General features: G+C 63.5%; 24 protein-coding genes and 1 tRNA gene. 8 read left to right on the plus strand and 17 right to left on the minus strand.

Annotated features, from left to right (window positions below; genetic code table 11):
• The 4 genes from GJ699_RS02180 to GJ699_RS02195 all read right to left on the minus strand — a co-directional run bounded on the left by GJ699_RS02180 (position 1) and on the right by GJ699_RS02195 (position 4,759).
• Positions 1 to 2,508 carry an FtsW/RodA/SpoVE family cell cycle protein gene (locus tag GJ699_RS02180; protein ID WP_154372639.1) on the minus strand — a complete coding sequence of 836 codons (2,508 nt, stop codon included), beginning with the start codon at positions 2,506 to 2,508 and terminating at the stop codon, positions 1 to 3.
• Positions 2,508 to 3,545, minus strand: coding sequence for a protein kinase domain-containing protein (locus GJ699_RS02185; RefSeq protein ID WP_154372641.1), 1,038 nt, complete (start codon positions 3,543 to 3,545; stop codon positions 2,508 to 2,510). Before GJ699_RS02185 ends, GJ699_RS02180 begins: the two co-directional genes overlap by 1 nt.
• 104 nt (positions 3,546 to 3,649) lie before the next feature.
• Positions 3,650 to 4,081: a YMGG-like glycine zipper-containing protein gene (locus GJ699_RS02190; protein WP_154372643.1), complete on the minus strand. Its 432-nt coding sequence runs from the start codon at positions 4,079 to 4,081 to the stop codon at positions 3,650 to 3,652.
• Positions 4,082 to 4,228: 147 nt separating this feature from the next.
• Positions 4,229 to 4,759: a GNAT family N-acetyltransferase gene (locus GJ699_RS02195; RefSeq protein ID WP_154372645.1), complete on the minus strand. Its 531-nt coding sequence runs from the start codon at positions 4,757 to 4,759 to the stop codon at positions 4,229 to 4,231.
• A 137-nt stretch (positions 4,760 to 4,896) separates the two neighbouring features.
• Between GJ699_RS02195 and GJ699_RS02200 the strand changes: the two genes are divergently transcribed.
• The 5 genes from GJ699_RS02200 to GJ699_RS02220 all read left to right on the plus strand — a co-directional run bounded on the left by GJ699_RS02200 (position 4,897) and on the right by GJ699_RS02220 (position 9,900).
• Positions 4,897 to 6,333, plus strand: coding sequence for a M20/M25/M40 family metallo-hydrolase (locus GJ699_RS02200; protein ID WP_154372647.1), 1,437 nt, complete (start codon positions 4,897 to 4,899; stop codon positions 6,331 to 6,333).
• Positions 6,334 to 6,411: 78 nt separating this feature from the next.
• Positions 6,412 to 6,639 carry a hypothetical protein gene (locus GJ699_RS02205; RefSeq protein WP_154372649.1) on the plus strand — a complete coding sequence of 76 codons (228 nt, stop codon included), beginning with the start codon at positions 6,412 to 6,414 and terminating at the stop codon, positions 6,637 to 6,639.
• 46 nt (positions 6,640 to 6,685) lie between these two features.
• Complete coding sequence (locus GJ699_RS02210) at positions 6,686 to 7,078, plus strand: hypothetical protein (RefSeq protein ID WP_154372651.1); 393 nt, start codon at positions 6,686 to 6,688, stop codon at positions 7,076 to 7,078.
• Between the two features lie 66 nt (positions 7,079 to 7,144).
• Positions 7,145 to 8,527 (plus strand): TolC family protein, encoded by a 1,383-nt coding sequence (locus GJ699_RS02215; RefSeq protein ID WP_154372652.1) that lies wholly within the window; start codon positions 7,145 to 7,147, stop codon positions 8,525 to 8,527.
• Positions 8,524 to 9,900: a multicopper oxidase family protein gene (locus GJ699_RS02220; protein ID WP_154372654.1), complete on the plus strand. Its 1,377-nt coding sequence runs from the start codon at positions 8,524 to 8,526 to the stop codon at positions 9,898 to 9,900. The genes GJ699_RS02215 and GJ699_RS02220 overlap by 4 nt, the downstream gene beginning before the upstream one ends.
• On the opposite strand, the gene GJ699_RS02225 is transcribed toward GJ699_RS02220, so the two are convergent.
• Complete coding sequence (locus tag GJ699_RS02225) at positions 9,894 to 10,415, minus strand: DUF4407 domain-containing protein (RefSeq protein ID WP_154372656.1); 522 nt, start codon at positions 10,413 to 10,415, stop codon at positions 9,894 to 9,896. The two genes, GJ699_RS02220 and GJ699_RS02225, sit on opposite strands and share 7 nt — an antisense overlap.
• Positions 10,416 to 10,459: 44 nt before the next feature.
• On the opposite strand from GJ699_RS02225, the gene GJ699_RS02230 reads away from it, so the two are divergent.
• Positions 10,460 to 11,722, plus strand: coding sequence for a voltage-gated chloride channel family protein (locus tag GJ699_RS02230; protein ID WP_154372658.1), 1,263 nt, complete (start codon positions 10,460 to 10,462; stop codon positions 11,720 to 11,722).
• Here GJ699_RS02230 and GJ699_RS02235 read toward each other — a convergent pair.
• Positions 11,719 to 13,359 (minus strand): mechanosensitive ion channel family protein, encoded by a 1,641-nt coding sequence (locus GJ699_RS02235; RefSeq protein WP_154372660.1) that lies wholly within the window; start codon positions 13,357 to 13,359, stop codon positions 11,719 to 11,721. The genes GJ699_RS02230 and GJ699_RS02235 overlap by 4 nt on opposite strands.
• A gap of 101 nt (positions 13,360 to 13,460) precedes the next feature.
• Between GJ699_RS02235 and GJ699_RS02240 the strand changes: the two genes are divergently transcribed.
• Both GJ699_RS02240 and GJ699_RS02245 read left to right on the plus strand, forming a co-directional pair.
• Positions 13,461 to 13,545 (plus strand) — tRNA-Leu (locus GJ699_RS02240).
• A 16-nt stretch (positions 13,546 to 13,561) separates the two neighbouring features.
• Positions 13,562 to 14,677: a tyrosine-type recombinase/integrase gene (locus GJ699_RS02245; RefSeq protein WP_229261896.1), complete on the plus strand. Its 1,116-nt coding sequence runs from the start codon at positions 13,562 to 13,564 to the stop codon at positions 14,675 to 14,677.
• Here GJ699_RS02245 and GJ699_RS02250 read toward each other — a convergent pair.
• The 11 genes from GJ699_RS02250 to GJ699_RS02295 all read right to left on the minus strand — a co-directional run bounded on the left by GJ699_RS02250 (position 14,666) and on the right by GJ699_RS02295 (position 21,622).
• Positions 14,666 to 14,935, minus strand: a complete 270-nt coding sequence (locus tag GJ699_RS02250) for a hypothetical protein (protein ID WP_229261897.1) — start codon at positions 14,933 to 14,935, stop codon at positions 14,666 to 14,668. The genes GJ699_RS02245 and GJ699_RS02250 overlap by 12 nt on opposite strands.
• An 18-nt stretch (positions 14,936 to 14,953) precedes the next feature.
• Entirely contained in the window at positions 14,954 to 15,205 is a 252-nt protein-coding gene (locus GJ699_RS02255; RefSeq protein ID WP_154372662.1) for a hypothetical protein, read from the minus strand.
• A complete protein-coding gene (locus GJ699_RS02260) occupies positions 15,205 to 16,875 on the minus strand; it encodes a zinc ribbon domain-containing protein (RefSeq protein ID WP_154372664.1) in 1,671 nt (556 codons plus the stop codon). Before GJ699_RS02260 ends, GJ699_RS02255 begins: the two co-directional genes overlap by 1 nt.
• Positions 16,872 to 17,114, minus strand: a complete 243-nt coding sequence (locus tag GJ699_RS02265; RefSeq protein ID WP_154372666.1) for a hypothetical protein — start codon at positions 17,112 to 17,114, stop codon at positions 16,872 to 16,874. Before GJ699_RS02265 ends, GJ699_RS02260 begins: the two co-directional genes overlap by 4 nt.
• On the minus strand, positions 17,111 to 17,236 hold the full coding sequence (locus GJ699_RS34930) for a hypothetical protein (RefSeq protein WP_267877699.1): 126 nt from the start codon (positions 17,234 to 17,236) through the stop codon (positions 17,111 to 17,113). Before GJ699_RS34930 ends, GJ699_RS02265 begins: the two co-directional genes overlap by 4 nt.
• Complete coding sequence (locus tag GJ699_RS02270) at positions 17,233 to 17,535, minus strand: hypothetical protein (protein ID WP_154372668.1); 303 nt, start codon at positions 17,533 to 17,535, stop codon at positions 17,233 to 17,235. Before GJ699_RS02270 ends, GJ699_RS34930 begins: the two co-directional genes overlap by 4 nt.
• Complete coding sequence (locus tag GJ699_RS02275) at positions 17,532 to 18,176, minus strand: hypothetical protein (protein ID WP_154372670.1); 645 nt, start codon at positions 18,174 to 18,176, stop codon at positions 17,532 to 17,534. The genes GJ699_RS02270 and GJ699_RS02275 overlap by 4 nt, the downstream gene beginning before the upstream one ends.
• On the minus strand, positions 18,169 to 18,651 hold the full coding sequence (locus GJ699_RS02280; RefSeq protein WP_154372672.1) for a hypothetical protein: 483 nt from the start codon (positions 18,649 to 18,651) through the stop codon (positions 18,169 to 18,171). Before GJ699_RS02280 ends, GJ699_RS02275 begins: the two co-directional genes overlap by 8 nt.
• The gene (locus tag GJ699_RS34935; protein ID WP_371867432.1) at positions 18,648 to 19,688 is read right to left on the minus strand and encodes a reverse transcriptase domain-containing protein; all 1,041 of its coding nucleotides are present in this window, start codon (positions 19,686 to 19,688) and stop codon (positions 18,648 to 18,650) included. The genes GJ699_RS02280 and GJ699_RS34935 overlap by 4 nt, the downstream gene beginning before the upstream one ends.
• A gap of 266 nt (positions 19,689 to 19,954) precedes the next feature.
• A complete protein-coding gene (locus GJ699_RS02290; protein WP_154372674.1) occupies positions 19,955 to 20,812 on the minus strand; it encodes a four helix bundle protein in 858 nt (285 codons plus the stop codon).
• Between the two features lie 78 nt (positions 20,813 to 20,890).
• Positions 20,891 to 21,622 (minus strand): hypothetical protein, encoded by a 732-nt coding sequence (locus GJ699_RS02295; protein ID WP_154372676.1) that lies wholly within the window; start codon positions 21,620 to 21,622, stop codon positions 20,891 to 20,893.
• Between the last annotated feature and the right edge of the window lie 28 nt (positions 21,623 to 21,650).

Raw genomic sequence — 21,650 nt, forward strand, 5'->3', positions numbered from 1 at the left:
TCAGACTCCTTCAGTAGATATCGCAACGAAGGTAAGCAGGGGGCACAGGAAAAACAGCAGATGGCTGCCCCCGGCCGACAGAAAACTCATTGGCTGGCCCATGATGGGGAAGATCGCCAGGTTGGTACCCCACGACAGCAGGAAGTGGCCGAGCACAAACGCGCCGCCGCCGCATAGCGCGAAGTAACGGAAGCGGCCCAGCCAGGCGTGGCGGAAGTTGCGTGCCAGCGCGCCGCTGCGGTGGCTGTGCAGCGCGGCCAGCACGATCCCGATCAGGAAGGCCGCCTGCACGCTCCACAGCAGCAGCCCGCCCAGCAGGCCGTGGCGGTTGAGGAAGAAGGAAGCGGCAAAGTCGTCCTGCACCGCCGGGATCTGCACCACGCTGCCGGCCGATTGGCCCAGCGCGCGCAGGCCGAGCCAGTGGTCGGCGCCCAGCCAGCCGCCGTCGCCAATGGCGCGTGCGCCCAGCAGCAGTTGCTGGCCGGTGTGCGGATGTTCGGCGGGATTCAGCCAGACCAGGAAACGGTCGGCGTAGAAGCCCCAGCGTATCAGGTCGTCGGTGCCGCGCAAGCGCAGGTAGACGATGGCGCCGATGGCCAGCAATGCGGTGGCGGTCAGCAGTGCCGCCAGCAGATGGTTGCGGGCGGCGAGCGCGTAGGCCAGGCCCATGCCGGTGCTCCAGACCAGCATCAGGATCAGCGGCGAGAAGTCGTCCACCTGCACCAGCGCGAGGCCGAGCAGGGCCACGAACAGCAGTGCGGGAGCGATCAGTTGCAGCCAGCGGGCGCCGTGTTCGGTCAGGCGTTGCGGGCCGTTGTGCCAGTGGAAGCGCAACGCCAGGCAGTGCGCGGTGAGCGCGGTTAGCGCGAGTTTGGCCAGTTCCACCGGTTGCAGATCGAAGACGCCGGTTTCGTCGCCCCACAGTACTTGCGCGGCCAGCGCGGCGAGGGCGATGGCGGCGAAGGCGGCCAGCATCCATTCGATGCTGCGCTGTTGCAGGTGGATGCCGCGCGCGGCCTGGTGGCGTGCCCACAGGCGCAGCAGGCCGCCAAGGCCGGTACCGATCGCCAGCATTGCGGTGCTTTTCTGGTAGTAGCGCAGCCAGGACGATTCCGGGGCGCCGAGGCCGAGTTCCAGTTGGGCCAGCAGGCCAGCCGATAGCAGGATCGCACCTGCGGCGGTGACCAGCGTCAGACGGCCGGGCAGGGCGAGCCACAGCAGCAGCGCGCTGGCGCCGAGCAGCAGCGAGCAGGCGGCACTCGGCGCGTAGCCGGCCCGCTGCGCAATCAGCGCCACCAGGCCCGCTACCAACATACCCACCGCCGCCAACACCGACGCGCCATCCGCCAGCCGCGATGACCACGACCCCACCCCCGGCCACGTTGCGGCGCCTGATCGCGCGGACGCAGGGGCGGCGCGGCGGAAGTGCGCAGCCCAGCGGGCAGCCAGGCTGATAGCGAGGCCGGTGGCGCACAGGGCGATGGCGATCAGGATGGCGTACGCATGGTCGCCGCTCCACAACGCGCGCTGCTGCCACTGCCAGCTGACCTGCGCCGGCAGCTTCAGTTCCGGCTCGCTGAACAGCTGAACGTGGCGGCTGGGTGTCAACAGCAGTCGATCGCCGCCAGCCGCTATTTGCAGACGGGTGTGCCCGACCAGCATCGCACTCACGCCTACCAGCGACGCTTCCTGCTTGCGCAAATCCGTCACGCCGCCGCGTCCCGTCACCAGCACCGCCGCCCGGTCGCCATCCGGATTGCCGGCGACCAGCTGCAAGCGGCCATTGGCCCGCGCCAGTTGCGCCGCGCCCGGCGTCACCTGCGCCAGTCCGAGCCGGTTGTCGCAATACAGATTGCCGCCAAAACTCAGCGGCCGCGCAATCGTCAACGCCAGTGGTATCACGCGGTTCCACACCGACAGCAGTTTGGATGCCAGCCGCGCATCCGGACAGTTATCCTGCTGATGGCCATCCCGATACAGCACCGCGCCGTCGTAACGCCACGCATGGCCATCCTGCGTAAAGCTGACGTTACGCGCGTCTGCCGACGTCACCTCAAACACCGTGCCATCGATCTGAAAGCGCTCCACGCCGGCCAGCGTCACACTGCCCATGCGCTGCTCGACCGCATCGCGCACCAGCGCCACCTGCTTCGAGGTGCTGAGATTACGTACCATCCAAGAGCCATCCGCATCCCGCCGCAACACCACATGGCTGCGATCCGCCTGTGGCGCCGCCAGTTCGCGCTGCCCCAGCGTGATGCTGTCGCCCGCCGCCAGTTCCACCGTCATCGCGGCCGGTAGCCAGGCCGCCGGCGCCCGCAGCATGGCCAGTGCCTGCAAGCCGGACAAACCAGTCAGCATCGCCAGCGTCAACGCCATCGCGCTATTGCGCAACGCCAGCCGCAGCACGCCAGACATCAGCCCCGCCACACGTTCGCCCAGCGAAGGCCGCAATACCAAACGCCGCACCGGGCGCCGCGCCGTGGCGTCAGAAAACGATCCACTCATCACGCCTCCTGCATGGTATGCCAGCCGTTGGCGGCCGAAGGCCGGCGCATCGCATGTGCCGGGTCCACGATGTCGACTGTGCCGCGTGCCGGCTTCAGCCCCTGCACCGCATTCAGCATGCGGCTGATCTGAATCGCGTGGTGCGGACGCTTGGCCGGATCGATATGCAGCAGCGCCCGCAGCAGCTCCAGCGCGGCATCGCGTTTGTCTTCGGGTACGGCGGCGGCAAAGCGTTCCTCTTCAGCGGGATGCAGTGCCACCGGAATCTCGCCGCCATGGCGGCCGCGCAGCACATCCGCGCCCGCCACATGATGGTCGCGATACGCCTGGCCGCAGTCGGCGCAGAAGCGCAACGGCAAGCCGCCGCTGACCAGAAAATACAGCAGCGCCCCCAGCGAAAAATAATCGCTGCGCGGACTGGTCGCATAACCGCCGCCATCGGCCGGGAAGAACTGCTCCGGCGCCTGCCAGTTGGCGGTGCCGGCGTAGGAATGCTCGTTCAGGCTGGCCAGCTCGCGGTTGGTGCCGAAATCGGCCAGCTTCACCGTGTTCAGATGAGGATCGAGCAGCACATTGGCCGGCTTCAGATCCAGATACCGCCAGCCGTACTGGTGCACCTTGGCCAGCGCCTGATTGAGCTGCGCGATCCAACCCAGCGCCTGCGGCAGTGGCACCGCCGCGCCGCGCCCCTTCAGCGCGATCATGTGCTTGCCCAGATCGGTGGGCATCAACTCCAGCGCCAGCACCGGCAGACCCTCGTGCCAGCCGCTGTCCAGCAGCCGCACGATATGCCGCTCGTCCCACGGCTCCAGCGACTGCAGGAAGGCGATTTCATTACTGGCGCTGGCGATCCAGCGCTCGCGCTGGGCCGGCAGGGCGCGCGCCATCTGCTCCTGGTTCACCAGTTTGATGGCCACGTCGCGCGTGGCCTGCGGCCCGCTGGCGCGCCAGATGATGCCGTAGGCCGATCCGCCGATCTGCTCGCGCAGCCGGTAGTGGCCCAATTCCAAAGCGATGATAGTGTCTGTTGTCGTCATGATTCCCCCGTCGCATAGCGCAAGCGGAGGGCGGACGAAAAAAAATGTCCACCTTCGGGGTCTGACCCCGAAGGTGGACATTTTTGGACATTATTGTCTGGGGATTAACGATCCCAGCGATCGTGCCGGTCGTGGCGGTGGTAATAGCGCTCTTCGCGGTATTCGCGGTAGTACGGGCGGGCCGGTTCAACGTAGACCACGCGTGGTGGCGGTTCGTAGTAGCGTGGGGGCGGCGCGTAGTACGCCGGGGCGGGACGCTCGTAATAGACCGGCGCCGGCTGCGAATACACGCGGGTTTCAACGTAGCCGCGGCCACCGCCGCGATAGTAACGGTCGTCCGTGCGGATGCTGTTGCCGACCGCCGCGCCTACCAGGCCGCCTACTATGGCGCCATCGCGTCCGCCAGCACTGTTACCAATTGCAGCACCTACCACAGCACCGGCCACCGTGTTGAAATCACGGTCGCCTGCGTATGCTGACGACGATACCGCTGCTACGGTCAGTAACGCCACACCCATCATTTTTTTGCTCAACATGGTATTTCCCCTTACTGTGGTCTCACATCGGAATGATGCGTTAGCCAGTGATTCCACTATAAACCGCAGGCGCAAATCCGCCACGTCTTATACACATGCTTACAAAGGGGACAGGCCGGTAATGGCTTGTTACATTTGGTTGCGGGTTCAAAGACGCCGCATTTCCCACTCCGGACGCAGCAGGCTGAATACCTCCACATCCTGGTAACGGCCATTGATGAAGAACGCCTGACGCAGCGTGCCTTCGGCCTGGAAGCCGCATTTTTGCGCGACCCGCACCGAGGCCACGTTCTCCGGTGCCGTCAGCAGTTCCAGCCGCTGATACTGGTGGACGCTGAACAGATAATCCACCAGCAGCCGGCACGCCTCGGTTACAAATCCGCGTCCGGTCAGCTTGGGCTCGAACAGGCGGTAGCCGATTTCGCGCGTGGTCGGGGTGCGGCTTTTGAAGTGGGTGATGACGCCAACAATGTGGTGCAGCGCATCTTCGATCACAAACAGCTCGCTGTCTTCAGTGACAAAGCTGTTCTGCACGAACTCCTTGCGCATGATTTCGGGCGATTTGAACTGGGTCGAAAAATAGTCGCCGCGCGAGGGCAGGTCGTTGACCAGGGCGATAAAGGTGTTGAGATCGGCGGTTACCAGATGGCGGACGGTGCAGAGTTGACCCTTGAGCATAGGTGCTTTCGTTCTTCCAGTTGAAGTTTGATGGTAGTGCAAGCGCGATAGCAAATCAACATGGATGACAAGTTCGTCACATTGGGTTATCGTTTTGAACGATCTTGCTACCCAACCCTTTATAGAACAGGAACCGCATGCACTCCGTTTTCTCCAAATCCCGCTCGTTGACCGGATTGACCGTATTGGCCAGCAGTCTGCTGAGCGTTGGCGCCAGCGCCGCCCCCAACGATCCGGCCACGCTGACGCAGATCCGCGATAGCGCCATGCAAAGCGACTGGGCTTATGAGCGTCTGTCCGACCTGACCGATCTGGTGGGGCCGCGCTTGTCCGGTTCCGCCGGCGCGGCGGCGGCGGTGGAGCAGGTGGCGGAAGCGATGCGCAAGCTGGGCGCCAAGGTCACGCTGCAGCCGGTCAAAGTCCCGCACTGGGTGCGCGGCGCGGAGACCGCTGAACTGGTCGATTACACCGGCCGCCCAAATGGCGTGACGCAGAAAGTGGTGCTGACCGCGCTGGGCGGCTCCGGCGCCACCCCGGCGGCTGGCCTGACCGCACCGGTGCTGGTGGTGCGCAGCGTGGATGAACTGAAGACCAAGGCCGCGCAAGCCAAGGGTGCCATCGTGTTGTTCGACGTCGCCTTCGACCAGGAGATGGCGGATCGCGGCCAGGCCGGTCCGGCCTACGGCCAGGGCTCGCGCGTGCGCACCCTCGGCCCGCGCGCGGCGGCGGAACTGGGCGCCGTGGCGGCGCTGGTGCGTTCGGTTGGCGGCGCCAACTACCGCATCGCCCATACCGGCGCCACCCTGCTGGCGGACGGCGCGCGCATTCCAGCGGCGGCGGTGACGGCGGAAGACGCCATGCTGATGAGCCGCCTGTCGGCGCGCGGCCCGCTGAAAATGCACCTGACCCTGACCCCGCAAACCCTGCCGGACGCCGACAGCTACAACGTCATCGCCGACTGGCCGGGCAGCGACAAGGCCGATGAGGTGGTGATTGTCTCCGGCCACCTGGATTCCTGGGATCTGGCCACCGGCGCCCACGACGACGGCACCGGCGTGGCCGGCGCGATGGGCGTGATCCAGACCCTGAAGCAGCTCAACCTGAAACCGCGCCGCACCATCCGCGTGATCGCCTGGATGAACGAGGAAAACGGCACCCGTGGTGGCCGCGCCTACTTCGATGTCAACAAGGATAAGGTCGAGAAGCACTACGCGGCCATCGAGTCCGACGAGGGCGGCGGCCGTCCGTTCGGCTTTATCGGCAGCGTGCCACAGCCGGTGGTGAAGTATTTCGCGCCGCTGAAAAGCGCGCTGGAGCCGATTGGCGCCGGCGTGTTTGAGCGCCACGACATGGCTGGCGGCGCCGACATCGGCCCGCTGGAGCGCGCCGGTGTGCCGTCGTTCCAGCCGCTGGTGGACTCCAGCTTCTACTTCAGCTACCACCACACCCCGGCCGACACGCTGGACAAGGTCAATCCGTATGAGCTGAAACGCCATGTGGCGGTACTGACCTCGCTCAGCTGGTTCCTGGCCAATATGGAAGAAAATATCGGCCGCGTGCCGAAGCAGGAGTAAGTGTCAACAGGCCCGGCGCAGCCGTGCTCCGGGCCTGCCGCCACCGTGATAGACTTCCAGACAGATAGGGAGGACATCATGGATACGCTACACTATAAAGGGTGGGCCATCATTCCCACCGCGCTACCGACCGGCCATCACCACTGGGCCGCCAGCTGCGACCTGGCCCGCATTACCGGCGATGGCCAGGAAGTGTTTGAGGACGTGACCGAACCGGTGGAAAGCACCACCCGCGAGGCCGCACTGTCCGCCGCCTGCGCGCAGGCCAGGGCGCAGATCGACAACATCATCGCCAATCCGCAGTAAGGCTGGCTTAAGAGCATGGCCATGCGGCCTGTGATAACATAGCTGCATGACTGTGCTGTTCCGCTCCTTCCTCGTTTGGCTGATGCTGCTGGCGCTCCCGTATCAGGGATATGCCTCGGCGCAGATGCTGCTGTGCGTCGTTCCGGCGCCGGCACAGGAAGCGCATGCGGCCATGAACATGCCGGCCGGCCCGCACGATCACGCGGCCATGCTGGCGGCGCAAGCCGCGCATCAGCATGACGGCGACCAGTCTTCCAGCCATTCCAACATGAAGTGCACCGGCTCCGCATGCTGCGCTGCCGCCGCGCCCTTGCTGACGCTGGACCTGAGCGCACCCGCGTCGCCGCTGGCGTCGCGCATGGTGCCGTTCTATTCCGACTTCCTTCCTGCGGTCGATCTGGCCCACCCTGAACGTCCCCCTCAAGGCCGCGACGCCTGATGTCACCCAAGCTCCGTCCGCGAGCTGCGTAATTTCCTAATAATTTGTCACTTGAAGGTGTAAGACATGACTTGTCTGCATAAACTTGCCGGCGGCGCCAGCCTGGTGCTGCTGCTGAGCGGCTGTGCGTCGCTGTCCGGCGATGGCGGCTTTGGCGCCGCCGCCGGCATCAGCGAAGCGCGCACCGGCGTTAAAGCCAGCGTCGCGGGACGCTTGCCGCGTAACGAAGACGATGAGCGCGCACTGGCCGCCATCATTCATCAAAAACTGGCGCAGCCGCTGGCTGCCGACGACGCGGTGCAGATCGCGCTGCTGAACAACCGTGGGCTGCAAGCCAGCTATTGGTCGCTGGGCGTGGTCGAGGCGGATCTGGTGCAGGCCGGCCGTCTGCAAAACCCGGTGCTGGATTTCAAGCGTAGCCACGGCAACGGTGAAGTCGGTATCGAGCGTACGCTGACCTTTAATCTGGTCGGCCTGATTACCGCGCCGATGGCCGGCCGTATTGAAGGCCGCCGCTATGAACAGACCAAGCTGCTGGTCGCCAACGAGGCGCTGAAGGTGGCAGCCGATACGCGCCGCGCCTGGGTGGATGCGGTGGCCGCCAGCCAGATCGCCGATTACGCAAAGCAGGTGGAGGCATCGGCCCAGGCCAGCGCCGAACTGGCGGAGCGCATGCGCAAGGCTGGCAACTGGAGCGCGCTGGATCTGGCGCGCGAGCAGGCGTATCACGCGCAGACCGTGGCCGAAGTCACGCACGCGCAAAAGGCTGCCGTCAGCGCGCGCGAGAAGTTGACCCGTTTGCTGGGCCTGAGCGGCGAGCAGGCGGCGAGCTATCGTCTGCCGGATCATCTGCCTGAGCTGCCGGCCACGCCGCGCGAGCTGGCGGACATCGAGCAGGTCGCGCTCAACGAGCGGCTGGATGTCCAAGCCGCCAAGCTGGATACCGAGCAAACCGCCTCCACGCTGGGACTGACGCGCAGCACGCGCTTCATCAACGTGCTGGATCTGGGCGCGGTGCGCAATACCGACGGCGGCACCGCCACGCGCGGCTATGAGCTGTCGCTGGAGATCCCGCTGTTCGACTGGGGCTCGGCGCGCGTGGCACGGGCGGAATCGACCTATATGCAGTCGGTGAACCTGCTGGCGCAAGCGGCGGTGCAGGCGCGCAGCGAGGCGCGCGAGAGCTATGCCGATTACCGTGCCTCGTACGAGCTGGCGCGCCACTACCGCGATCAGGTGGTCCCGCTGCGCAAGCGGATCTCCGATCAAACCCTGTTGCGCTATAACGGCATGCTGATGAGCGTCTTCGAGCTGCTGGCCGATGCGCGCGAACAGGCCAGTGCCGTCAGCGGCTACATCGGCGCGCTGCAAGCTTACTGGACCGCGCAAGCCAATCTGGAGGCCGCGCTGGGCGGTCGTCTGCCATCGAATAAAGGAGTACAACCATGACCACCCGCCGATCTTTTCTGGGCAGTGCCGCCACCTTGCTGGGTGCCGGCGTCGTAAGCAAAGCCGGCGCGGCGTCGTTGCCGGAAGCGCCGCTGCAATCGTCGGCCGCCACGCAGGGGCCACTGGCACCGCCGAACGGGCGGCCGTATAACCCGGTCGTCACGCTGAACGGCTGGACGCTGCCGTGGCGGATGAAGGATGGCGTCAAGGAGTTCCATCTGGTGGCCGAGCCGGTGGTGCGCGAGATCGCTCCCGGCATGACGGCCAATCTGTGGGGCTACAACGGCCAGAGCCCCGGTCCGACCATCGAAGTGGTGGAGGGCGACCGGGTGCGCATCTTCGTCACCAACAAGCTGCCGGAGCATACCAGCGTGCATTGGCATGGCCAGCGTCTGCCGAATGGCATGGATGGCGTGACCGGCCTGACGCAGCCTGGCATCGCGCCGGGCAAGACCTTTGTCTACGAATTTGTGGCCAAGCATGCTGGCACCTTCATGTATCACCCGCACGCCGATGAGATGGCGCAGATGGCGATGGGGATGATGGGCTTCTGGGTCACGCATCCGCACGATCCCAAGCTGCATGCGGTGGACCGCGACTTTGTGTTCCTGCTGAACGCCTACGATATCGATCCGGGTAGCTACACGCCCAAGGTCAACACCATGACGGACTTTAATCTGTGGACCTTCAACAGCCGCGCCTTCCCCGGCATCGATCCGATGGTGGTGCGCAAGGATGACCGGGTGCGCATCCGTGTCGGCAATCTGACCATGACCAACCATCCAGTGCATTTGCATGGCCATTCGTTCGAGGTGACCGGCACCGACGGCGGCTGGGTGCGGCCGGCGGCGCGCTGGCCGGAGGTGACCACGGATATCGCGGTGGGGCAGATGCGGGCCATCGAATTCATCGCCGACGAGCCGGGGGATTGGGCCTTCCACTGCCATAAATCGCATCACACCATGAACGCGATGGGGCATGATGTGCCGACCATGATCGGTGTCGACCACAGTGGTGTGGCGCAGAAGATTAATAATCTGGTGCCAGGCTATATGGTCATGGGCGACAAGGGCGGGGCGATGGATGGCATGCAGATGCCGCTGCCGGAGAATACGCTGCCGATGATGACCGGAGAGGGACCATTCGGCGGGCTCGATATGGGGGGCATGTTCACGGTGGTGAAGGTGAGGGAAGGGCTGGCGCGCAATGACTACAAGGATCCGGGCTGGTACCGGCATCCCAAGGGGACGGTGGCACGGGAGTGGAGCGGTGAGACCCCGGCCGCGCCACGCGCTCCGGGCGTGCCGCCGTCCAAGCCGTCAGAAGCGATGGACGTGAAGCGCGACGGTGGTGATATGCATCACCATCACTGACCGTAAAAAGCCTTGGCGGCCAGTGCCAGTACGCCGAACGCGATGGTGAGCTGGCCGCCTACCATCCACAGCATGAAGACATGCAGATCTCGGCGTACGCCATCGACGGTGGCTTCGATGCGGTCGAGACGTTTGTCGGTTTGGTCAAATCGCTGCGTGAAGTGCTCTTTTAGATCGTCAAACCGGCGATCGATTTCTTGTTTCAAGTCGTTAAAGCGACGGTCGATTTCTTGTTTCAAGTCGTCAAAGCGACGGTCGATGTCTTGTCGCATTTCGTCAAAGCGCCGGTTGATGTCCCCGCGTAGCTCGACGCCGACCTTGTTATGCTGCAGGTCGGTGATTTGTTCTTGCATGTGTTGAATGCGGTCATCCATCTCAGTCTCTAGTTTGGCGAGCGCGGCGGTATGGTTGGCGCTGGTGGTTTCCAGCTTGGCGATACGGTCTTCCATGAAATCGTCCTCCTGCGGAGTGAGTGCGGCAATGGCGGGCTGATAAGGTGTTAGACCTATCCGCATGCGATTTGATCCATCTCAGTAGATTTGCTAGTATGCAAAGCTCTATGAAAGTCTCCCGCTACCCGGAACCTATCCTGCTCTTGCCCTATATTGGCAAATGGACCGCGCTCGCTGGCCTGATCGCTGCACTGAGCGGCACGGCCTCGGCCTTTTTCCTGTTCTCGCTGGACTACGCCACCCACTGGCGCGAAACGCATCCGTGGATTATCTGGCTGCTGCCGCTGGCCGGCTTCGCGGTCGGCTGGATCTACCTCAAATTCGGCAGCAGCGTGGAAGCCGGCAACAACCTGCTGATCGACGAAATCCACGATCCCAAGAAAGTCGTCCCGCTGCGCATGGCGCCGCTGGTATTGTTCGGCACCGTGGTGTCGCACTGGTTCGGCGCCTCGGTCGGGCGCGAAGGCACGGCGGTGCAGATGGGCGGCACGCTGGCCGATCAACTGACCCACATCTTCCGGCTGCGCCACAGCGAACGCCGCATCGTCCTGATGGCCGGCATCAGCGCCGGTTTCGCCTCCGTGTTCGGCACACCGCTGGCCGGCGCCATCTTCGGCCTGGAGGTGCTGGCCATCGGCCGCCTGCGCTACGACGCCATCTTCCCCTGCATGATGGCCGCCATCGCCGCCGACCAGGTGGGGATGGCGTGGGGCGTGCATCACACCCATTACGCCATCAGCGCCATCGCCCCGATCACCTTGTGGAGCGTGGCCGCCGTGCTGGTGGCCGGCATCGTGTTTGGACTGGTCGGCATGGGCTTCGCCAAGGCCACGCACGCCGCATCCGCGTTCATGAAGCGGCACATTAGCTACGCGCCATTGCGTCCCTTGGTCGGCGGCGTTGTGGTGGCGCTGGCCGTGTGGTGGCTGGGCACGCGCTACATCGGCCTGGGCATTCCAGTGATCGTCGAAGCGTTCCAGCAGCCGGTGGCACCGTGGGACTTCCTCGGCAAATTCGCCTTCACGGTCGCCTCGCTGGGCAGCGGATTCAAAGGCGGCGAGGTGACGCCGTTGTTCTACATCGGCGCGACGCTGGGCAATGCGCTGGCGCCGCTGTTGCAGATGCCGTTCGCCATGCTGGCCGGCCTTGGCTTCGTCGCCGTGTTTGCCGGCGCCGCCAACACGCCGCTGGCATCTACCATCATGGCGATCGAATTATTCGGTCCGCAGATCGGACCTTATGCGGCGCTGGCGTGCGTGGTGGCGTACCTGTTCTCCGGCCATAGCGGCATCTATCGCGCCCAGCGCGTCGGCCTGCTCAAGCACCGCCTGCCGCCAGTGGCGCGCGACCGCAAGCCGCCTTCAGTTTAATCGGCGCCAGGTTGCGCAGCCGGTGCCCGATGCCATTCGGACTGCGGCAGTATGTGTGAGCCTTCCTGCGGCTGGAAGAAGTGTGGCGAGGTGATATCGACGCCGTATTCGTTGAACACGTCCAGGATGTGCTGGTGCAGCCGGTTCAGAACCTCGGCGCGCTGGCGTGGTGCTTCGGCGTTGGAGTAGGCCACCAGCTTATATTCGACGTAAAAGTCGGACAGGGCGGACTGCATCACATAAGGTGCGGGCGTGGCGGCGATGTCCGGCGTGCGGCGCGCGGCCAGTTCCAGCATCGCGTGTGCTTGGCGCCAGGGCGTGTCATAGCCGAGCGAGATTTTGGTGTCGACCACGAAGCCGGTGCCGTCAAACGCGCGCGAGTAGTTCTTGCTGGTGTTAGACAGCACCCAGGCGTTGGGCATGGTGACTTCTTCGCCAAGGCCGGTGCGTAGACGGGTTTCGAACATGCCCAGTTCCACCACCGTGCCTTCCACTTCGCCGATGCGCACGTACTCGCCTTTGCGCAGCGAGCGCGCGTACATCAGGATCAAACCGCTGGCGCCCTGGCCGACGATGCTGGAGGCGCCGATCGATACCATCAGCCCCACCAGCACCGACAGTCCCTGGAATGCCGCCGTCTGCGCGCCGGGCAGATAAGGGTAGGCCATGGCCAGCGCGAACAGCCAGATCACCACATTGGCGATGCGGCGTGTGGGCACGGCGGTATCCTGGTCCAGCCAGCCGACTTGCAGCTCGCCGCTTTCCACGCGCTGGAACACGGAGCCCAGCGTCAGCATCACCAGCCGCGCGATGGCGGCGATCACCGCCACCAGCACCAGGCCGGGCAGGGCGTTGACGATGCTGGTGGCCACGCCGGTGATAACGTCGATCAGATAATCCTGCAGCCGCTCGCCCCAGCTGCGCGTGTACGGTGCTTTGCCCAGCACGAATGCCAGCCACAGATAGGTCGCGATCAGCCGCAGCGCCCAGATCAGCAAATTGACCACATGCCGCATGAAGCGCACATAGTGTTCGGCATCCAGCACACGCACGTTCTTGACTTTGACGCGGCCCAGATGGCGGCTCAACGTCTGTGCCGAGCGTTTGCCGACCCAGCGATGCAGCAGCGACAGGCCGCGCAGCACCAAGCCATACGCCAGCGTGGCGACCGCGCACAACGCGACGGCGATGGCCAGATAGCGTGGGCTGGCTTGTTCGCGGCGTTCGGCCAGCGCCTTTGTGAGTTGTTCGGCGCTTTCGGTGGCCACACTGTCGGTGGTGTCGCCGGCCAGCGCGTTGATGTCGGCCGGCGTGACCAGGAACAGCAGCGCGCCGTCCAGCATCACCTGCGTGCCCTCGTTGATCGGATGGATGCCGGCGTGCTGCGCGCCGCCGCGTGCCAGCACAGCGTCCAGCCGCTTGCGTGCCCCCTCGGCGCGGTCGTCGGGTGTGAAGCCGGCCATGGCGGTGCGGAACACGTAGATGGTGCGGTTCGCCACCACCAGCCGCGCTTGCGCTGGTGTGGCCGACGTGGCGGCTGGCGCGCCAACCGTCGGCGCAGACGCATCGGCGGCAAACACGCCACCGCACATGGTGATTAACAGAAGGGCGCACAGCAGGCGGCGCAGAGCGGACATCGGCATCCTCGGGCGGCAGTGGACAATGCCAACATCTTAACGGATTCAATAGTTGTCTGGCAGTTATGCCTACTTCATGGCATAATATTGGGCTTGTGTGGGCCTCGATGGTGAAATCGGTAGACACAGGAGACTTAAAATCTCCCGCCGCAAGGCGTGCCGGTTCGATTCCGGCTCGAGGCACCACCATCCAAATTCAAGAATGCAGATAAAAGCCGGTTTCCCTAGATATTACAGAGGGAAACCGGCTTTTTTGCTTTTGGGATTTTGGTTAAAAACGGATGTTTTTGGGCAAAATAGTGCTACCATTTGCCAAAATTTGGCAAAGGAATTGGCAACGATGGCAGGCCCAGTCAAGGTTGATGGCAAGTGGAGACACCGTATTATGGTGAAGGGTGTTCGGACGTCAGGCACGTTCGAGACCAAGGCCGCCGCGCTCGCGTGGGAGGCGGAACAGCGCACTGTCGTGACCGGCAAGACCATCGCGACGACGCAGACTTGCCAGGACGCGTTCGATCGGTACGAGCGCGACATCTCATCCAGGAAGAAGGGGCATCGATGGGAAGCGCTTAGACTCGCGGCGGCCGGACGCACCGCGCTGCCAGCATTCGGCGACGCCACACTCGGCTCAATTCGCGTTGTTGATATCGATGCTTCACATATCGCCGCCTACCGTGATGTTCGGCTGAAAACGGTTACCGGCGCAACGGTTGATCGGGAGCTGACACTCCTGTCGCACGTATTCACGATAGCCAGGAAAGAATGGAAGTGGATCAAGGCCAGTCCCACGACCGACGTCAGCAGACCAAAAAGCGCTCCGCCCCGCTTCCGAAGGATCACCCAGGACGAGATTGACCATATAACCGTTGCGCTCGGCTGGCAGAACAAGCCTCCGGTGACGAAGCAGCAGCGTGTGGCCGCCGCCTTTTTATTTGCGATCGAGACTGGCATGCGTGCTGGTGAAATCGTGAAGCTGACGAAATCGCTGGTAACGCCACCGGTGGCGCTGGTGCTGGATGCGAAGAATGGAGAGGACCGGCGAGTGCCAATGTCGGCGCGCGCAGTGGAGATTTGGAAGATGGTGCCGGAGGGGTTTGGTATCACGGCCGCATCGATCGACGCGCTATTCCGTCAGGCGCGTGATGAGCGCACGCTTATCAAGGATCTGCATTTCCATGATACGCGCCATGAGGCGATTACGCGTCTCGCGAAAAAGCTGCATGTCCTTGATTTGGCCCGAATGACCGGCCACAAGGACATACGCAAGTTGATGATTTATTACAACGAGTCGGCCGAGGACATCGCCTCACGACTTTAACTGGTGGCTTTCCGCCCAGGCGATCACGTCACGCGCGCGGTAGAGTGCCTGGGCGCGGCCTGCGACCGGCAATCGGATAGGCTTGGGGAATGACGGTAGCGGGATGATCTCCTTTCGGACGTTGTCCACTGATCGCTTCAGGTATGCCGCAACCAAGCTGGTATCCCACAGGTCGACCGCCACCGGAAGTGCTGGCCGTTGAAGTTTCTCGATTGCTGCAACCAGCTGCTTGATAATTTGGCTTTCGCTCATGTCCATGTGATGTTCCTTTTCGTTTTATCGCGGTACACGCGTAATTGGCCGCGCTATCCGTAGCTGAGCCATGGTTCGTGCGATTTCATCGGGGTTGACCACCAGCTGCGACGGCGGTGGATTTACCGCGGACTCCAGCCGGTCGAACCGGGCGGCGAGCGAGTTGACGGCGGCCAGCACGTCGCCCAGCGTCGGCTCGGTCTGCGCCAGGGAGCGGATGAAGTCGCGCGGCACGGCGGCCAGGTGCGGCAGCGGTCTTTGATCTGAGTGGGACATCACGCGCCGCCTTTCTCGCTCTGCTGCGCGGCGATGGCGGCGATGGCTTCATACATCGGGCGCAATAGGCGGTGCGCAGCGTTACCGGTATCCGTCATCACCTTGAACTCGGCACTCACGTCCGGGCCGGGGAAGTCATGCTCTTTTGCTGCAGCGAGCTTCCCGTTGTACTTGCCGACGGCTTCGATGCGCGCCTTCTCGGCGGTGTGCCATGCGATCACAGCGGCAGGCAGCGCCGCATCGCGCTCGCTGTCCTTGCTGGCGGCGCGCTGGACTAGGCGTTGAAGGTTGGTACGGACTACGCCTGAGTAGTCAATTTTCGTGTACCACTCTTGGCCGCATCCTGCGCAGACGGTTCGTGATTCTTCATCCGGCAGGCTGCTTTCAAGGCAACCGCATTCCGGGCAGTACTCCCAGCGCATGAATCGGCCGAACTTAGAAGCATCTTGGCCCACTGCATCACCCTGCGCGGTGGATGGCTGGGCGGCAATGACTTGGCAAACATCGAAGTGCATTCGCTCCACGGTGTCGCCACGCTGAGCACAGCGATACATCGCGTGGAGTATCTTCGTTTGGAGATCGTCTGGATTGGCGATGTAGCGCGGCCCTGCATCGACTAGCGCTGAGTCTGCTGGCGCGTTCGGCATCACCTCCTGATCGCCATACCTCACCGACTGACCGGTGACGTCGGCCAGCGCCTGCACGCCGCCGGGGACGAAAGCTACTGGCGCGGACTGGCTGGTAGCGAGGATGGCGCGAGCATCAGCGAAGAGTTTGTCCATATCGCATTGCAGGCCGCCATGTGGGCAGGTTCCATCTTCGTCAGCGCAGTCTCGGCACATCGGACGCGGGCGCTTATTAAGAATCTCGCAGCAGTCGATGACCGTATGAAGCAGATGGCGCCGCTCCTCGCTCAGCGCCGGTTGCGCATGCTGCCGCGCCGGCAATTCCGCCACATCCGGCAAGCCCATCTGTTTCTGATAGGCGCGCAGTTCCTTGGCCGCATTCAGCGGGTCACAGCCATTTTCCAGCCAGTGGATTACGCAGGTCAGGTCTGGAAGCGCTGGCGCGGGCTGCTGTGCGGCGGCAGGTGATTTGCTCCAATGATAGTCGCTGTCGCGCTCATCCACGTCGACGCCATCGCGCAGCGCCTGGGCATAGTTGCGGAGCGCATAGCCGCCGCCTTCAGCCATGCGTGCATTGCTCCATTGGAGCGCCAGCCGCGCGGCCCGCTCGCGCTCGGCGACCACGGCCTGCGCGGTGACGGCACGCTGCCAAGTCTCTATGTGTGCTGTCAATTCAGCATGCGTTGCTTGATAGGTATCGGCAACTGCCGCCGCATACTTGCCAAGCAGGACGTTGAATTCCGGTGAATCCACCGTCACTGCCGGCGCGCCACCAAGGCCTACCAGAGCCACCGACTGGCCGCCAGCCTCCAGCACCGCCGTGTCGGCCGGCAGGGTGTCGTCGATAACGATATTCAGGTCGAGGCGCGGCGCCGGCGCCTCTTTGCGCAGCGCGGCCAGCACCGCGTCAGCCAGCCGGTCGATCTCGCGGCTATCGCACCAGTCCGGCTGCTCGGCACCAGCGGCGATTTCGTCGGAGATGGCTTGGCCGATCAGGTCGCGCAGGTTGTCGTGCAGCGGCTCGTTTTCGTTGTTGTCGCTCATTCTGGTTCCTTGATAAAAGTGATTTCGGCGGGCTTCACCGGCTCGGCGCGGCCTTCCAGGTAGACGACAGCCTCGGCTTCGCCCTTGTGCCAGTGCAGGCCGGCGATGAACTGCTTCGCGCCTTGGTAGAGCACTTGGCGGCATTCCTGCCGGCAGCGCAGCAGCAGGCGTTCGTGCTTCTCCGCCAGGTCGCGCGCCGTCGGCTCCGGGGTGGTCGGCTGCTTGTTGCGGGCGATCACTCAACACACCACGAGATCAGCACCACCACTGCGACCATGGCGCCGACAACGATGATCCGGCGCCAGAACTGAGCGCGGGTGTTGTGGTCCTTTTCATTGTTTGGTGCGTCGTTCAAATTCATGATCTTCCTTTCTTCTTTTTGAGGTAGGGGCGGTCGCTGCCGAAAGCTGGTTTGTTACGTGGCGGCTCGGGCAAAGCCGGCATGACCGACACCTCGCGCGCCGCCAGTTCGATCACAATTTGCGACAGCCCGGGCCCGGTGCCGACAACCCGGAATTTGTCGCCAACGATCTGGATCGTTTGGCCAGCCTTCAGCCCGGACACCTGCCCGGTCATGATGGTTGCCTGCTGCGCGGTGGCCGCGCGGTATGCGGTGACCCTGCCCGCAAGACGGCCGCCGAGTATGAGGACACCTTTCATGCCACCTCCGCCGGCGGCTCAACGCCGCGCCATGCGTAGTAGGCCGGCAAGTCGGTTCGATTCACGCGGAATCCATCGCCGAATACAAACGTCGCGCCGTACTCACCACCCGGGAATTTGAAATACACCAGCGACTGGGCGTGACCGCGCTTGTCGGGCCCAGACACCAGTGGCCCGCTCACATGCGCACCGGTGATTTGGCACTCTGGATATTCGGTCGCGAAGTATTCGATCAGCGCTACCTCCGCCGCCTTGTGCGCGCGGCGTTCGACGAATTCCGTCATCACGCAGCGCTGGCTGCAGTAGACGGACCGGCCGCTGGTGGTGATCCCGAGGTGTTCGTGGTCCTCGCCTTCGTCCTCAGCTTCCTGCCACATGTCCTCGCTGACCTTCCGGCTGCACTGCTGACACTCGAACCACCAGCCGTGATCGATCAGCACCGCGTGCGGCACCGGGCCGGGCGCGTAGGCGTCGAACTGCGGCTTGCGCTTGCAGTGCTCCACTTCTCCGAAGCCGCAATCCAGCTCATTGGCGCCTTCGCGCCGCGCCGCCGCACCATTGTTGGCGAAAACGATCACGCAGTGACCTTCGTTCGGCTCCCGCACTTCATAGGCTTTCAGTCCGAGTTGGAGATCAGTCACAGCTGCCTCCCTCGGTATCTTCGGATTTGCCGTCGAAAATCGGCAGCCCGGTTTTTCCTGCTACCTCGGCCTTCGCCTTGGCTTGCGCCTGGTCCAGGTGCGCATCACTGCAGAAGCCTCGCCCCATCCAAAGGATGTTCGACGGCCGGCCGCAGAAGCAGGTCGGGAACTGATCGGACTTGTTGGCGCTGTACCACGCCCGCGCCTCCTTCGCCCACGGCTCATCTTCCCCTGGCACTCCCACGCCCATCAGGCTGCCTTCCACCCACGTCATCGCAGCTTCGGCGCCAGCGCCGTGCTGCCATTCAATCCACGCGGCCTGATTGCCGACCAGCAGGTCGTTCATGATCTTGGCGACGGTCTCGGTGTGGCGCTCCAGCGCGGCGATGCGTTGATCGCGCTCGGCCACCAACTGCTCGGCGCTGGCCAGGCTGGCTTTTACCGCGGCAAGTTCGGTTTCGGTGTTTGCGGTCATGCTGCAGTCCTTTTCTTTGTAGTTGTGCCGGTATGGCTGAACATCGCGTGATAGGATCGGATCGCGGCGCTTCGGTCGCGGATGCCGGACTCGTGCTGGCGCAGCCGTTGGTGGTAGCGGCTGCGGCCGTAGGCGCCGAGTGATATGTGGTTCGGCCAAACGATGTAGCCGAGGAATGGCACGCCGGCGGCCACCGGTGCCAAGCGGATTTTCTTGGGATGCAGGGTCAGCCCGTCGCCGGCCAGCTTTTCGACGATGGCGGTGCTCAACTCCAGCAACTGCGCGCGGGAGGATGCAAGGATGACGATGTCGTCGACGTAGCGGACGTATGCTTTCACGCGCAGGTCTTGCTTGATCCAGTGGTCGAAGTCCGACAGGAAGACGTTCGCGAACAGCTGACTAGACAAATTGCCAATCGGCATTCCCTTATCCCGTGTCCGGCGGTACAGGCCATCAGCCGGAAATAGGGCATCGAACTGGTCGTCGGTGCGGAACGAGTCGATCAGGCCGACGATCAGGGCGCGCACGTCCTGGTCGCCGATGTAGCGCAGCGCTCGCGCCTTCAGCAGGGAGTGATTCACCGAATAAAAGTACTTGGAGATATCTACCTGCAGCGCCCAACTGTTCGCCGGCGAGCGTGCGAACTGCGCCAAGCGGTCGACCGCAGCATGCGTTCCGCGATTCGGCAGGTTGCCAAAGGTGTCGTGGATGAACCTTGGCTGCCAGATCGGCAGCAGGTACTGGTACAGCATCCAATGGACGATGCGATCCTTCATTGGTGCATCGACCACGTGGCGGAATTTTTTCTCGCGCACGGTGAATGTTTTGTACGGCCCGAAGGTGTATTCGCGGGCGCGCAGCCGGCGTTGGATCTCAACCAGGTGCCGGAGCGCGTCGTCGCCAAAGCGCTGCACGCGGAGGCTGGCTGACTTGCTGCGCTTCGCCTGGCGCCAGCACGCATAGAGGTTGGGCAATGACGTCAGTTCGGCGAACTTCGCCGGCGCCGTGCCGCGTTCCGCTGCGGCACTCGTGAGCACCGCAGCGGTCTTCGGTTTGGCAGATTGCCGCGCTTTCGGGATGATTATCCCAGGAGAGTCTCGACCAAGAATTGACCTTCCGTCGGCTAGCAGCCGAACGTCTAGGTATGAAATTTTTGGGTCAGCGGAGGCCCACGTTGTCGTTGGCGTTGTCCGGCCAGTCGTTGTCGAGATTGAACACGCCGGCGTTGTCCTCGGAGTTCCAGTAGCCGCCCCGGATGAGGGCATTGCCAGCCCCTTCAGAGACTCCCCTTTGTCGAGATGGTTCATGCTTTTGCCTTCATGGAGCGCATGATGCCTCCGGTCAGACGCCCAAGCTCGACGGCTAAGCCAACTCGATGCTCAAACGCAAATTTGAGTTGGCTAAGCCCTGCGGCCTGAGTGAGGTAATGTTTCAGCAAATCAATGTCGGCCGAAATCGAGGTCAGAACTATCGGTTTGTTTGCGGCTTCGCCGAAGGCGTAGATCGCACGCATGATTCGCCCCATGCAGGCGCGCAGGTTTTCCCCGTACGTGGTGCGCAGGTCGCGGGGCATCTTGATAATGTCCGCCAGAAGGGCGTCGTCCAGCGCTTGCGCGTGAGACTTCAGTTTGAAGCCTGAGCTGTCGGGATTCGCAAGGATCTGCTTCGCGGCAGCCTGGCTCAGTTGCCCGCGAGTCCGCAGATCGTCGATCACCTGGTGAACGATATCGGCGCTGACGCTGGCCATCAGATTCGAGGTGCCGGCGTTTTGTTCGGAAACGTAGATTTTCTGATCCTCGCCCCGGGCGCCAAGCGCCACCACATAAGGCATGCCGAATTCCTGCACCATAGGCCAAAGGCGCTTCTGGAAATTCTTGATCGGGAAGCCGACACGAATATGCGGCTGGTCCGTCGTGCCAACCAACTGCAGTTTGTAGCTCTTGAGCGTTGCCAGCACGTGCGCGGTGCGATCGAAGCCGTGCAGGAAGCCGCCAGCCTGGATCAGGATGAGGTGATCGCGATATTGCTGCTCCAGTTTCGCGGCTTGGACGGCACCAGCGTCTGCTGCGCCCAGCCCGATGTCGACCCCGCGCATTGCGCGAATCGCAAATTGGTCCCGCTCGGCTGCCGTCGGGTTTTGTGACTTGTACTCTTGCATCATCGTTCTCGTTTCAGTTGAGGGGGGGGTACCGACCACCGCTGCGCAGTGATCGGAAACCAGTGACCAGTGACCAGAGTCCTATTCGGGCTTGGTGCAGCGGAGGCCCACGTAGGCGACGGCGTAGTCCGGCCAGCCGAGGTCGAGACGGAACACGCCGGCGCAGTCCCCGGAGTCCCAGCAGCCGCCCCGGAGGAGGGCATCGCCAGCCCAGTCACTGCCAACACGTGGTTGCCAGCCGGCGCCCTTGGTCATGGACGGTGCGACCGCACTGGTGATCGATGGCGAGTCGGCGGTGAAGGCGGAGGTCACCAGACCTTGCTCGTCGCCCTGTACGTCGTCGAAGATCCAGGTGAATGCGTTGCCGGATGCGTCGCAAATGCGCTCGCCGTTCGACAGGGTGAACCAACGGTCCTCGTCGGCATCCGATGACACGTAGGTGCCGGCCAGAGCCGATTCGACGGACCATTTCCGCAGACCTTGTTTCAGCTTTCCTTCGCCGACCACGCCGCTGGTCCAGTTGGCGGCCACGCTGGCGATATCCAATGCCAGCGACAGGTATTGCGATTCGGTGATCAGCGCCAGGCCGGCGGCCTTGCTGGCGGTTACGGCGTCGTGGTAGTTGATCTCGACCAGCGGCGCGCGATCAGCTACGGCCATCAACTCGCCCGCATCGTTGCGCGAGGTCAGGTACTGGCCCACAAGGAACGACGGCACGATTCGGCCACCCGGCAGGGTGCGCTCCGGCACACGTACGAAGATCGATTCCGTCGCCTGAATGGCGGTGGCTTCTGTTGCGGTGATTGCGTTCATGAGACTCCTTTAGTTGTTAAAGTTGTAC

Source organism: Duganella guangzhouensis (assembly GCF_009674535.1).
In the GTDB taxonomy this organism is placed as follows: domain Bacteria; phylum Pseudomonadota; class Gammaproteobacteria; order Burkholderiales; family Burkholderiaceae_D; genus Rugamonas; species Rugamonas guangzhouensis.